Genomic DNA, 13,089 nt, shown 5'->3' with positions numbered 1-13,089 from the left:
GCATTTTATGTTGAGTAAAGCGATCGTATGTTCAGTAAAACGGCTGACGTCCAACAATCTTAACAAACATTCAAATATTAGCGCAGAGGTGAATCGCGCCAGCAAAATACGGATTTACCTGAAATGCGTTTCGCTGCCGCTGACATGTGAGTAAAATGTGCACCACATTGAAGAGGGATAGTGACGTATGCGCATTCATATATTGGGGATTTGTGGCACTTTCATGGGCGGGCTGGCAATGCTGGCGCGCTCTCTGGGCCATGAAGTGACAGGTTCGGACGCCAATGTGTATCCACCGATGAGCACGCTTCTGGAGAAGCAAGGGATCGCCCTTATTCAGGGATATGATGCCAGCCAACTGGATCCGCAGCCGGATCTGGTCATCATTGGCAACGCCATGACCCGAGGCAATCCGTGTGTTGAAGCGGTCCTGGAACGCAACATTCCGTACATGTCTGGCCCACAGTGGTTGCATGATTTCGTGCTGCGTGACCGCTGGGTGCTGGCGGTTGCCGGTACGCACGGCAAAACCACTACCGCCGGTATGGCAACCTGGATCCTGGAAGCCTGTGGCTACAAGCCCGGCTTTGTGATTGGCGGTGTGCCGGGCAATTTCGACGTTTCTGCACGTCTGGGCGATAGCCCGTTCTTTGTGATCGAAGCTGACGAGTACGACTGTGCGTTCTTTGATAAGCGCTCCAAGTTTGTTCACTACTGCCCGCGTACGCTGGTCCTCAACAACCTTGAGTTTGATCACGCCGATATCTTTGACGACCTGAAAGCCATCCAGAAACAGTTCCACCATCTGGTGCGAATTGTTCCGGGCCAGGGTCGCATCATCCTGCCAGAGAACGATATTAACCTGAAGCAGACGATGGCGATGGGGTGCTGGAGCGAGCAGGAGCTGGTGGGTGAACAAGGTCACTGGCACGCGAGAAAACTCAATACGGATGCCTCTGAGTGGGAAGTGCTGCTCGATGGCGAAAAAGTAGGTGAGGTGAAGTGGGGCCTGGTCGGCGAGCACAACATGCACAATGGCCTGATGGCGATTGCAGCCGCGCGTCATGTCGGGGTTCAACCTGCGGATGCGGCCGACGCGCTGGGGTCATTTGTGAATGCCCGCCGCCGTCTGGAGCTGCGTGGCGAGGCCAACGGCGTGACGGTGTTTGATGACTTTGCGCATCACCCAACCGCGATCCTCGCAACGCTTGCCGCCCTGCGCGGTAAAGTGGGTGGAACCGCACGCATTCTGGCGGTACTGGAGCCTCGCTCAAACACCATGAAGATGGGGATCTGCAAAGACGATCTCGCCCCGTCTTTAGGGCGTGCAGACGAAGTGTTCCTGTTGCAACCGCAGCATATTCCGTGGCAAGTCGCTGAAGTCGCAGAGGCGTGCGTCCAGCCAGCACACTGGAGTGCAGACGTGGATACGTTAGCGGATATGGTGGTGAAAACGGCTCAGCCAGGCGATCACATACTGGTTATGAGCAACGGTGGTTTTGGTGGTATTCATCAAAAACTGCTGGATGGCCTGGCGAAGAAAGCCGAGGCCGCCGCAGAGTAATTCCCTCACCCTGACCCTCTCCCCAAAGGGGCGAGGGAAATTGAACACTCTCTCCCCTTTGGGGAGAGGGCTGTGGGTGAGGGGGAACAGGCGTTCCCGACCTTACTCGTCGTTCTCAGACAGCTCGCGCAGATACTGGAAAATCAGACGCGCAGATTTTGGCGGCTTATTCCCCTCTTTCTCTTTCTTCGCATTACGGATAAGCGAACGCAGTTGCTGGCGGTCGGCGTCTGGCCACAGATTTAATACCTCAGGCACAGCATCATCGCCTTGTTCAATCAGACGATCGCGGATCTGCTCAAGCTTATGGAACAGCGCAACCTGCTGGTTGTGGCGGTTTTTCAGCTTGTCCAGTGCCTGGCGGATAGGTTCCACATCGCGCTGGCGCAACATTTTACCGATCAACTGAAGCTGGCGGCGACGGCCTTCTTTCTTGATACGCTGTGCCAGTTCAATGGCGGCACGCAGATCGGGGTCGAGCGGGAGTTTATCCAGCGCGTTTTTCCCCAGTTCTACCATTTCCGCACCAAGCTGTTTTAACTCTTCGGCGTCGCGTTTAATTTCACTTTTACTGACCCAGATGATTTCATCATCTTCGTCTTCGATGTCATCACCGGGAACGTCGTCGAGCCAGTCTTCGGGCTGCTTAGTCATGTCAGGCTCCTTAAAAAAAGAGGCTAATGTTACCAGTTAAGATGCGCACTGAAAAACGGTTCTCTGATAGACTTCAGTTAACTCTCTCTTACAGTATGGCATTTGCGATGAAAGTAACCTCACAAGTTGAAGCGCAGCGTAAGATTCTGGAAGAAGCGGTATCCACAGCGCTGGCGCTCGCTTCAGGCAAATCAGATGGCGCTGAAGTAGCAGTAAGCAAAACCACCGGCATCAGCGTGAGTACCCGCTATGGTGAAGTGGAGAATGTTGAATTCAACAGTGATGGGGCGCTTGGGATCACGGTTTATCACCAGAATCGCAAAGGTAGCGCGTCATCCACTGACCTCAGTCCGGACGCGATTGCCCGTACCGTTCAGGCGGCGCTGGACATTGCGCGTTACACCTCCCCCGACCCTTACGCAGGCGTAGCCGATAAAGAACTGCTGGCGTTCGATGCGCCGGATCTGGACTTGTTCCATCCGGCGGAGGTCACGCCGGATGAGGCCATCGAGCTGGCGGCTCGTGCAGAGCAAGCGTCTTTGAAAGCGGATAAACGTATCACCAATACCGAAGGCGGTAGCTTCAATAGCCATTATGGCATCAAAGTGTTTGGTAACAGCCACGGCATGTTGCAAGGCTACTGCTCGACCCGCCACTCGCTTTCCAGCTGTGTGATTGCTGAAGAGAATGGCGATATGGAACGTGATTACGCCTACACCATTGGGCGTGCGCTTGCTGATTTGCAGTCTCCAGAGTGGGTTGGGGCGGAATGCGCGCAACGCACGCTTTCACGCTTGTCGCCACGCAAACTCTCAACCATGAAAGCCCCGGTTATTTTTGCCAATGAAGTGGCAACCGGCCTGTTTGGCCACCTGGTCGGGGCGATTGCCGGTGGCGCGGTATACCGTAAATCCACGTTCCTGCTGGATGCGCTGGGAACACAAATTCTGCCGGAATGGCTGACCATTGAAGAGCACCCGCATCTGCTGAAAGGGCTGGCATCGACGCCGTTCGACAGCGAGGGCGTGCGTACTGAACGTCGAGACATCATTAAAGACGGTGTGCTGACGCAGTGGCTGCTGACCAACTACTCGGCACGCAAACTGGGGCTGAAAAGTACCGGTCACGCGGGCGGTATCCATAACTGGCGCATTGAGGGTCAGGGGCTGAGCTTCGAGCAGATGCTGAAAGAGATGGGAACGGGTCTGGTGGTGACTGAACTGATGGGCCAGGGTGTGAGCGGCATTACCGGGGATTATTCTCGCGGCGCAGCCGGTTTCTGGGTCGAAAACGGTGAAATTCAGTATCCGGTGAGCGAAATTACGATTGCCGGTAACTTAAAAGATATGTGGCGCAATATTGTCACGGTCGGTAACGATATTGAAACACGTAGCAATATACAGTGTGGTTCAGTTCTGTTGCCGGAGATGAAAATCGCCGGCCAGTAATACTTGTCAAAGCGTTATTAATAATAAAAAAGGAAGTGAGCAATGCGTAAACACCTGTTAGCGATCGTCGCAGCTTCAACGCTGGTTCTTGGTTCTTCTGCGTTTGCTGCCGATCTTGAAGATAATATGGACACCCTCAGTGCCAATCTGAAAGTGGTACAGAAAACGGATAATGCGACGGAAATGAAAGACGCATTAACCAAAATGCGTGCAGCGGCACTGGATGCCCAGAAAGCCACGCCGCCAAAACTGGAAAGCCAGGCAGCAGACAGCGCGGAGATGAAAGATTATCGCCACGGCTTTGATGTGCTGGTCGGCCAGATCGACGGTGCACTGAAACTGGCTAATGAAGGCAAAGTGAAAGAGGCGCAGGCGGCGGCTGACCAGTTTGTCACGACCCGCAACACCTATCACAAGAAATACCGTTAACAGGCCGTTGCGCCTGACGAAATACGAAAACGAGGGCAATATGCCCTCGTTTTTTTTCGCAACGTAATAAGTAAACCCTATCGCTGTCACATTTCTGCGACGCTGTGCCTGAACCTATTCGTTTTCCTCTCCTCCATTTTCCCGGGTGATTACGTGATATTCATCACGCAAATCTAGCGATATGTAATCATTTGGTGCATTTATGTGGCACAGATCACTGCTGCCGCTTTCCTTTCCACTTCGAAGTGGAAAACAACTCGCTACAAACAATGAACCGCCAACGTTAGTTTTATCCCAGAGCCATTAACGGGGTAAGACGAGTGATTAACGGAGCGGTAATGAACGAGGTTGGGGAACAAGCAGCACACATTGAGCAACTCGCTGACACCATGCTTAAGCAGGTTTATGCCCTGCTTGCCCGCCACAACATCATCCCCAATGCAGTACAGGAACAGATGCTCACTTCCCACGTCCGCGCGATGGCACACCGGTCTGTGACCGGCGAGCCGCTGCCGGAAGTTGAAGCGGATCTGTTTGACGAAATTTCACCAGATTCAATGCGGCTGGCCAGAGAAGTGGTCGCGCAGTTTGGCAACCTTCCTGATGAAGAGGCTTGGCTGCTCTCCGTTCATTTTGAAGTCGCAAAAGACAACCTTTAAGGAGCAACACATGGAACAGATTACAGTCGTGATTGGCGATCGCCTGGGCAAAGGCCAGAAAGTGGCTGCCGGTGTGGAAAAAGCAGGTGGACGTGCGGTTGTCGTACCGGGTGTCGCAGCAGATATGAAACTGGGTGACGTGATGAAAGCGGAAAACGCCACTTTCGGCATCTCCTTCTGCGGCAGTGGCGGTGCGGGTGCGATCACTGCGCAAACCAAATATGGCTACAAAGCCAAATACGGTATGCGTTCCGTGGAAGAGGGCATAACGGCCATCAACGAAGGCTGCAACGTGCTGGGCTTTGGCTTTATGGATAAAGAAGAGCTGGGCGAGCGTCTGGTGCAGGCGTGGCAGAAGAAACACGGCGCGTAAGCATGAAAGAACAATTCACTACCACGGTGCGGGTGAAAGGAAAAGGCGACGCCAAAGCGCGCGCCTTTGCCGATGCACTCAACCATGTTCAGGCCGCGGTGATGAAATCTTCACCGCATATCTTACTGCGTATTGAGCCACAGGACGTGCAGGTTGTTCAGGCGCAAGAAGCGGTGCGCAAAGAAGCCTTTCTGTTTTTCTTTTTGCGCCGGGAAAGACGTACATACAGCGTGGAGCTGGATGTGACCGTCAACGTGACTGCCATCAATCTCGACCAGGTGGACTTCGTCACGCAACGCTGATTATTCATAAAAGGGCAGACTGATGTTCTTAATTATATTAATAAAATCGCTCATTATCGGCGGCCTGGTGGGCGTCGGTGTGGGGGCCGGGGCTGCACGCATGTTTCATGCGCCTACCACACAGGGTATGGGCGCGTTTCGTACGTTGGGGGAGCTGAACTCCTGTGAAGGCGATCCGGCGTCTCATTTCTCCTTTGGGTTAGGTTTCTTCTTTAACGCCTGGGCATCTTCGGTGGCGGCAGGTGCGTTTACTCAGGACGTTGACCACCGCATCATCCCGAACTGGGGCGCAGCGGCATTGATGGTCAAAAACCGTAATGTCGGTGAAACCCTGCACGACCCACGTAAAATGGCGATTGCCTGCGGCATCATCGGCATGATTGTCGTCACCTTCCTTAACCTGACCGCCTCCTCCGTACCGGCTGCGCTTCAGGTGACCGCCGTTAAGGTACTGGTTCCTGCCGCAAACCTGCTGGTGAACACCGTCATGCCGGTGATCTTCTGGCTGGCCGCTATCGATGCGGGCAAAAAATCGGGCTTCTGGGCGACCGTCTTTGGTGGCGCTGCGCAGCTGATTATGGGGAACGCCGTTCCGGGTCTGGTTCTGGGCATCCTGATTGGTAAAGGTGTGGAAGAGAGTGGCTGGAATCACGTCACCAAAGTGATGATGGCCGCGATTGTTCTGCTGTTTGTGCTGAGCGGTTTCTTCCGTGGTTTCGACATGAAGATGATCGAATCTTTCCACCTGACCGTGCCGAACTGGCTCGATCTTATCCATAGCTCGCTCAGCGGCAAATAACAGGGGCCTCGAAATGGAACAGAATAAAGGTTTTTGGTATGCCGACTGGTCGTTCCCGATCTTCGTTGGCCTGCTCTCCTCCGGCGTGTTTGCCGGGACGCACATGTACTACCTCTACGGCATCGGCGCGTTTAACGAAGTGGCCTTCGTCGCCATGTTAAAAGCGGGGATTGATACCGGTGCTTACGGCGCGGTCGCCGCGTTCGGTGCGAGCTTCCTGTTTGCCCGTATTATCGAAGGTTCTCTGGTCGGGATCCTGGATATCGGCGGGGCGATTCAGACCGGTGTGGGCTTAGGTGTGCCGGCGCTGCTGCTGGGCGCGGGGATCATGTTCCCGGTGACAAACTTTATTGCCTCGCTGATTACCGGCCTGGTGATTGGTCTGGCCATTGGTTACGTCATTATCCTTGCGCGTAAGTTTACCATCAATCAGAGCAACTCCACCTATGGGGCAGACGTGATGATGGGCGCGGGTAATGCATCTGGCCGCTTCCTCGGGCCGTTGATTATCCTCAGTGCGATGACCGCGTCGATCCCTATCGGCATTGGTTCACTGGCAGGTGCTCTATTGTTCTACATCTGGCAGAAGCCGATTACCGGTGGCGCTATCCTCGGTGCAATGCTTCTGGGTTGGTTGTTCCCGGTCGCGCTTTGACCTTCAGCGGGCGCGTATGCGCCCGTCTTATCAGGAGATACCCATGTTTGATTTACTCCTGCGCCGTGCGCGCCTTACCGACGATACCCTGACCGATATCGCCATCCAGGACGGGAAAATCGCGGCGCTTGGTGAGATTGATGCGCCCGCCCACAAAACCGTTGAGCTTAATGGTGAAGTGTTCGTCAGCGCAGGCTGGATTGACTCCCATGTTCACTGCTACCCGAACTCCCCGATTTACCACGACGAGCCAGACAGCGTCGGTATCGCCACGGGTGTCACCTCTGTGGTTGACGCAGGAAGTGCCGGGGCGGATGACGTGGACGATTTCTACGCCATCACCCGCAAAGCGTCGACAGATGTCTTTGCCTTACTGAACATCTCCCGCGTGGGCCTGATTGCCCAAAACGAACTGGCCAATATGGATAACATCGACGCCGACGCGGTAAAACAGGCGGTCAAACGCCACCCTGATTTTATCGTTGGCCTGAAAGCGCGCATGAGCAGCAGCGTGGTTGGTGAAAACGGCATTACGCCGCTGGAACGGGCCAAAACCATTCAGAAAGAGAACGGCGACCTGCCGCTGATGGTGCACATTGGCAACAACCCGCCAAACCTCGACGAAATCGCCGAACTGCTGAGTTCCGGGGACATCATCACCCACTGCTATAACGGCAAACCCAACCGCATCCTGACGCCGTCAGGTGAATTGCGGGCGTCGATCACCTCAGCGCTGAAACGCGGCGTGCGTCTGGATGTGGGACACGGTACGGCGAGTTTCAGCTTTGAAGTGGCAAAACGCGCCATCGCGATGGGGATCCTGCCGCACACCATCAGCTCAGATATCTATTGTCGTAACCGCATTAATGGCCCGGTAGGTAGCCTCGCCAGCGTGATGTCGAAATTCCTCGCCATCGGGATGTCGTTACCACAGGTGATTGAATGCGTCACCGCGAATGCCGCTGACGGTCTGCGTCTGACGCACAAAGGCCGTATTCAGCCTGGCCTGGATGCTGATCTGACACTTTTTACCGTCAAACGCCAGTCGACGCTGCTGGTGGATGCGGAAAACGACAGCCTGCAGGCTGACCATATTCTGATGCCGCTTGCCGCCATTCGCGCGGGCAAGGGCTACATGACCGAACAAGGGAGCACGGAACATGCCTTCGATTTTTGAGAAATACCATTTAAAACAGGTTATTAACACCTCAGGTCGCATGACGGCGCTGGGCGTTTCTACCCCTCGTCCGGAAGTTGTACAGGCGGCGATGGACGGCATGAACCAGTACTTTGAAATGAAAGATCTGGTGAACAAAACCGGCGAATACATTGCGAAACTGCTGGATGTCGAAGGGGCGACCGTTGTCTCGTGCGCGTCGGCGGGTATTGCGCAGTCTGTGGCGGCGGTGCTGGTAAAAGACAGCGACTGGCTGCTGGAAAATTTGCACGTGACTCCTGTTGAGAACAACGAAATCGTGTTGCCGAAAGGCCACAACGTGAACTTCGGTGCGCCGGTCGGGACGATGGTTACTTTGGGCGGAGGCAAGCTGGTGGAAGCGGGTTACGCTAACGAATGCTCTGCCGATCAACTGGCGGCGGCGATCACCCCGCGTACCGCGGCAATCCTCTATATCAAGTCTCACCACTGTGTGCAGAAAAGTATGCTCAGCGTGGAGCAAGCGGCGGTGGTCGCCCGTAAGCACGATCTGCCACTGATCGTCGATGCCGCAGCGGAAGAAGATCTGCATGTGTACTACCGTTCCGGCGCTGACCTGGTGATCTACAGCGGCGCGAAAGCGATTGAAGGGCCAACCAGCGGGCTGGTTATCGGTAAAACGCAGTACGTTGAGTGGGTGAAACGCCAGTCAGCAGGGATTGGTCGCGCAATGAAAGTGGGTAAAGAGGGCATCCTTGGGCTGACCTGCGCCATCGAACATTACCTGACGGCCACCAAAGAAAGTGGCGCAGAAATGGTGGCGAAGATGACGCCGTTTATCAATGCCATCAATACCTTAAATGGCGTTGCTGCGCGCGTGGTCTGGGATAGCGCTGGTCGCGATATCGCCCGCACTGAAATCAAATTCGACGAAGCCACGACGGGCGTGGGCACTGGGGATGTTGTAGCGAAACTGAAGCAGGGTGAATACGCCATCTATTTCCGTGGCTATAAAGCCAACGAAGGGATTATCGAAGCGGATGTGCGCAGCGTGACAGCGGATCAGCTAAACATTGTGTACCGCCGTATTAGCGAAGTATTAGGACAGGAGAAAACTGCATGAAACTGACCCCCAATTTTTACCGTGACCGCGTCTGCCTGAATGTGCTGGCAGGTTCAAAAGCGAATGCCAGTGCCATTTACGAGGCGGCTGAAGGTCATGTGCTGGTGGGTGTGCTCTCCAAAAATTACCCGGATGTCACCAGTGCGGTTGCCGATATGCGTGAATATGCGGCGCTGATTGATAATGCGCTCTCCGTGGGGCTTGGCGCGGGCGATCCGAACCAGTCGGCCATGGTGAGTGAAATTTCCCGTCAGGTGCAGCCGCAGCATGTCAACCAGGTGTTCACTGGCGTAGCAACCAGCCGCGCACTGTTGGGGCAGAACGAATCGGTAGTGAATGGTCTGGTGTCGCCCACCGGAACGGTGGGCATGGTGAAAATCTCGACCGGCCCGTTGAGCAGTGCCGTGCCAGATGGAATTGTCCCGGTAGAGACGGCCATTGCTCTGTTGAAGGATTTCGGCGGCAGCTCCATCAAATATTTCCCCATGGCCGGCCTGAAATGCCGTGATGAGTATAAAACAGTGGCAGAAGCCTGCGCCCGTCACGATTTCTGGCTGGAGCCGACGGGGGGGATCGATCTGGAAAACTATGAAGCGATCCTGCAAATCGCGCTGGATGCGGGCGTGAGCAAAATCATTCCGCATATTTACAGCTCGATTATCGACAAAGCCAGCGGAGATACGCGTCCGGAAGATGTCCGTACGCTGCTGGCGATGACGAAGATGCTGGTGAAATAAAGCTAAACCTTACCCCTCATCCTCTTCCTTTGGGAGGGGGGGAGGGGAACACACCGCACAAACCTGAAGGAGCCACCATGTACACCCGTAACCTGCTTGTTGCTTCACTCTCTTTACTGGCTACCGCCGCTGTCGCCCAGACGCAGTTTGCCTGGGTGGGGACCTATAATCCGAACGGTGAAGGGTTGTACCGTTTTACCGTCGATCCGCAAACCGGTGCACTCGCGAACAAAACCCTGGTAAGTAAACTGCCGAACGCCGCGCAACTTACGGTATCGCGCGACGGTAAGACGCTTTATGTAGCAAGCGAAGTGGAGCAGGGCGTGGTGCAGGCGCTTCATGTGGGCGATAACGGTGACCTGACTGAGCTTAATCAGGTGGCATCCGGCGGGGCTGGGCCGGTTTATCTTTCCCTTACGCCAAACGGTCAACACCTGCTGGTGGCGAACTACGTCAGTGGATCGATTGCCGTGTTGCCGATCAAGGCCAATGGCAGTCTGGGCGAGGCAACGGATACGCACCAGGATCAGGGCGAGCAGGGTGCAGCAAAACCGGAAGCCGCGGCGGAAGGGAGCTTTGCCATCAGCGATCATAACGGGCCGCATGCGCATATGATCGCCGCCGATCCGAGTGGGAAATATGTTTTTTCCACCGATCTTGGGTTGGATCGGATCTACCAGTATCGATTCGACGATCGGAGCGGAAAATTAACCCCGAACGATCCACCGTTTATTGACGCGTCCTCAAAAGGGGCCGGACCTCGTCACTTTGTTTTTACCCCGAAAGGCGATGGCCTGTGGCTGATTAACGAAGAGGCGTCCACTCTCACTCATTACGCCGTGGATAAACACTCCGGTACGCTGAAAGAGGGCAAAACGCTCTCTGCTTTGCCGAAGGCGTATAAAGGGACGAGTTTTGCCGCCGGGCTGGTATTAAGTGAGGACGGCAAGCAACTGTATGTTGCCAACCGTTTGCATAACAGCATCGGGCACTTTACCGTAACGGCGGATGGCACACTGACGCATCAGGATGATGTCTGGACACGAGGTGATTATCCACGCTCGCTGACTCTGGATAAGCAGGGCCAATGGCTGTACGTCATGAATCAGCGTAGCGATAACATCACCCGTTTTCGCGTAACGCAGGACGGCGCGCTAAGCTTTGAGCCAGACTATATCCCGGTTGGCAGCCCATCCCAGATGATCATTTCACCTGCACCTTAAGCGGTAAGAGGACTCACTCGTGCGATTTCCGAACCAACGTTTAGCGCAACTTTTCGATCTGTTGCAAAACGAAACGCTGCCACAGGATGAACTGGCGCAGCGGCTGTCGGTCTCCACGCGTACCGTCCGGGCCGATATCACCGCTCTGAATGCGCTGCTGGCAAGCCACGGCGCACAGTTTATTCTGAGCCGTGGCAACGGTTATCAACTCAAAATTGACGATGCCGCGCGCTATCAGCTATTACAAGATTCCCACCCGCGCGCGCTGCGTATTCCGCGTACTGGCCCTGAGCGCGTGCACTATCTGGTGGTGCGTTTTCTGACGTCGGCCTTCTCCCTTAAGCTTGAAGATCTGGCGGATGAGTGGTTTGTCAGTCGTGCGACGCTGCAAAATGATATGGCAGAGGTGCGCGAGTGGTTTAACCGTTATCACCTGACGCTGGAAACGCGCCCACGCCACGGAATGAAACTGTTTGGCAGCGAGATGGCAACCCGTGCCTGTCTTACCGATTTGCTCTGGACGCTGGCACAGCAGGACAGCCTGAACCCGCTGGTGACCGAAGTGGCGTTGAACGTGGGTGTACCTGAGCAGATGGTGACAGTGTTACACGATGCGCTGACGCGCCACCATATTCGCCTTACCGATGAAGGTGAACTGTTCGTGCGCCTCTATTGCGCGGTATCGGTGAGGCGGATTAGCGAAGGCTACCCGCTGCCAGAATTTCACGCGGAGGATGTGGAAGAGAACGTACGTGAAGCCGCGAAGGATATTGCCGTAACCATCCAGCAACTGGCAGGCAAAGCGCTTTCACCATCGGAAGAGAGCTGGCTGTGCGTGCACATTGCCGCGCGCCAGATCCAGGAGATCGCCCCAAGCGCCATCAACGCCGATGACGACGAAGCGCTGGTCAATTACATCCTGCGCTACATCAATACCCACTATAACTACAACCTGCTCAGCGATGAGCAGCTGCATGCGGACTTGCTCACGCATATTAAAACCATGATCACCCGCGTGCGGTATCAAATCATGATCCCCAACCCGCTGCTGGATAACATCAAACAGCACTACCCGATGGCGTGGGATATGACGCTGGCAGCAGTCTCAAGCTGGGGCAAATACACGCCGTATGTGATCAGTGAAAACGAGATCGGTTTTCTGGTGCTGCATATCGGTGTGGGACTGGAGCGTCACTACAACATTGGCTACCAGCGCCAGCCGCGTGTGTTGCTGGTGTGTGATGCCGGTAACGCGATGGTACGCATGATTGAGGCGGTGCTGCAGCGCAAGTATCCACAAATTGAGGTAACGCGAACGCTCACTTTGCGTGAATACGAGCAGGCGGAGACCCTGAGTGAGGACTTTGTTATCTCCACGGCGCGGATCAGCGAGAAAGCGAAACCGGTGGTGATGATTGCGCCGTTCCCGACGGATTATCAGCTGGAGCAGATTGGCAAGTTGGTGCTGGTGGACAGAACCCGCCCGTGGATGCTGGAAAAATACTTCGACGCGGCCCATTTTCGGATCATCGACAAGCCGGTTGACCAGCAAACCTTGTTCCTGGAACTTTGTTCACAGCTGGAAGCTGAAGGGTTTGTCGGCGCGGAGTTCCTTGATTCGGTTGTTGAGCGTGAGGCTATCGTCAGTACTATGCTGGGTGAGGGTATTGCGCTGCCTCACTCACTCGGCCTGCTGGCGCAAAAAACGGTGGTTTACACCGTTCTGGCTCCGCAAGGCATTCAGTGGGGCGATGAAACCGCACATGTGATCTTCCTGCTTGCCATCAGTAAAAGCGAGTACGAAGAGGCGATGGCGATTTACGATATTTTCGTCACTTTCTTGCGGGAGCGCGCGGTGACACGGCTTTGCGGATGCAGGGATTTTGCGGAGTTTAAAACCGTATCGGTCGAGTGTTTGAGCCGGTTTTGAGAGGTGTTATCCAGAATTCGATGTAATGCTAAACTGC

14 protein-coding genes are annotated in these 13,089 nt (G+C 54.9%); 13 read left to right on the top strand and 1 reads right to left on the bottom strand.

Annotated features, from left to right (window positions below; all coding sequences use genetic code 11):
• Nucleotides 1–187 precede the first annotated feature (187 nt).
• Complete coding sequence (gene mpl, locus GF617_RS19020; RefSeq protein WP_181622011.1) at nucleotides 188–1,564, top strand: UDP-N-acetylmuramate:L-alanyl-gamma-D-glutamyl-meso-diaminopimelate ligase; 1,377 nt, start codon at nucleotides 188–190, stop codon at nucleotides 1,562–1,564.
• A gap of 102 nt (nucleotides 1,565–1,666) precedes the next feature.
• On the opposite strand, the gene yjgA is transcribed toward mpl, so the two are convergent.
• Entirely contained in the window at nucleotides 1,667–2,218 is a 552-nt protein-coding gene (gene yjgA / locus GF617_RS19015) for a ribosome biogenesis factor YjgA (RefSeq protein WP_181622012.1), read from the bottom strand.
• Between the two features lie 95 nt (nucleotides 2,219–2,313).
• On the opposite strand from yjgA, the gene pmbA reads away from it, so the two are divergent.
• The 12 genes from pmbA to GF617_RS18955 all read left to right on the top strand — a co-directional run bounded on the left by pmbA (nucleotide 2,314) and on the right by GF617_RS18955 (nucleotide 13,052).
• Entirely contained in the window at nucleotides 2,314–3,666 is a 1,353-nt protein-coding gene (gene pmbA, locus GF617_RS19010; RefSeq protein ID WP_203452272.1) for a metalloprotease PmbA, read from the top strand.
• A gap of 42 nt (nucleotides 3,667–3,708) precedes the next feature.
• Nucleotides 3,709–4,095 carry a cytochrome b562 gene (gene cybC / locus GF617_RS19005; RefSeq protein WP_181622013.1) on the top strand — a complete coding sequence of 129 codons (387 nt, stop codon included), beginning with the start codon at nucleotides 3,709–3,711 and terminating at the stop codon, nucleotides 4,093–4,095.
• Between the two features lie 320 nt (nucleotides 4,096–4,415).
• Nucleotides 4,416–4,754, top strand: coding sequence for a glycine dehydrogenase (locus GF617_RS19000; protein ID WP_181622014.1), 339 nt, complete (start codon nucleotides 4,416–4,418; stop codon nucleotides 4,752–4,754).
• Between the two features lie 10 nt (nucleotides 4,755–4,764).
• Complete coding sequence (locus GF617_RS18995; RefSeq protein ID WP_181622015.1) at nucleotides 4,765–5,127, top strand: SFCGS family glycine-rich protein; 363 nt, start codon at nucleotides 4,765–4,767, stop codon at nucleotides 5,125–5,127.
• A gap of 2 nt (nucleotides 5,128–5,129) precedes the next feature.
• Entirely contained in the window at nucleotides 5,130–5,429 is a 300-nt protein-coding gene (locus tag GF617_RS18990; protein ID WP_063926351.1) for a DUF4312 family protein, read from the top strand.
• Between the two features lie 22 nt (nucleotides 5,430–5,451).
• Nucleotides 5,452–6,228, top strand: a complete 777-nt coding sequence (locus GF617_RS18985) for a DUF4311 domain-containing protein (RefSeq protein WP_181622016.1) — start codon at nucleotides 5,452–5,454, stop codon at nucleotides 6,226–6,228.
• A gap of 13 nt (nucleotides 6,229–6,241) precedes the next feature.
• Entirely contained in the window at nucleotides 6,242–6,883 is a 642-nt protein-coding gene (locus tag GF617_RS18980; protein ID WP_181622017.1) for a DUF4310 family protein, read from the top strand.
• Nucleotides 6,884–6,926: 43 nt separating this feature from the next.
• Nucleotides 6,927–8,060 carry an amidohydrolase/deacetylase family metallohydrolase gene (locus GF617_RS18975; RefSeq protein ID WP_181622018.1) on the top strand — a complete coding sequence of 378 codons (1,134 nt, stop codon included), beginning with the start codon at nucleotides 6,927–6,929 and terminating at the stop codon, nucleotides 8,058–8,060.
• Complete coding sequence (locus GF617_RS18970; protein ID WP_181622019.1) at nucleotides 8,044–9,162, top strand: DgaE family pyridoxal phosphate-dependent ammonia lyase; 1,119 nt, start codon at nucleotides 8,044–8,046, stop codon at nucleotides 9,160–9,162. The genes GF617_RS18975 and GF617_RS18970 overlap by 17 nt, the downstream gene beginning before the upstream one ends.
• On the top strand, nucleotides 9,159–9,899 hold the full coding sequence (locus GF617_RS18965; protein ID WP_203452264.1) for a KDGP aldolase family protein: 741 nt from the start codon (nucleotides 9,159–9,161) through the stop codon (nucleotides 9,897–9,899). The genes GF617_RS18970 and GF617_RS18965 overlap by 4 nt, the downstream gene beginning before the upstream one ends.
• A gap of 77 nt (nucleotides 9,900–9,976) precedes the next feature.
• Entirely contained in the window at nucleotides 9,977–11,122 is a 1,146-nt protein-coding gene (locus GF617_RS18960) for a lactonase family protein (RefSeq protein WP_203452263.1), read from the top strand.
• A gap of 19 nt (nucleotides 11,123–11,141) precedes the next feature.
• Complete coding sequence (locus GF617_RS18955; protein WP_203452262.1) at nucleotides 11,142–13,052, top strand: transcription antiterminator; 1,911 nt, start codon at nucleotides 11,142–11,144, stop codon at nucleotides 13,050–13,052.
• The last annotated feature ends 37 nt before the right edge of the window (nucleotides 13,053–13,089 follow it).

The organism is Lelliottia sp. RWM.1 (assembly GCF_016859735.1).
Lineage (GTDB): Bacteria > Pseudomonadota > Gammaproteobacteria > Enterobacterales > Enterobacteriaceae > Enterobacter.
The sequence above is the reverse complement of the archived record's forward strand: the minus strand, read 5'-3'. Positions and strand labels throughout refer to the sequence as shown.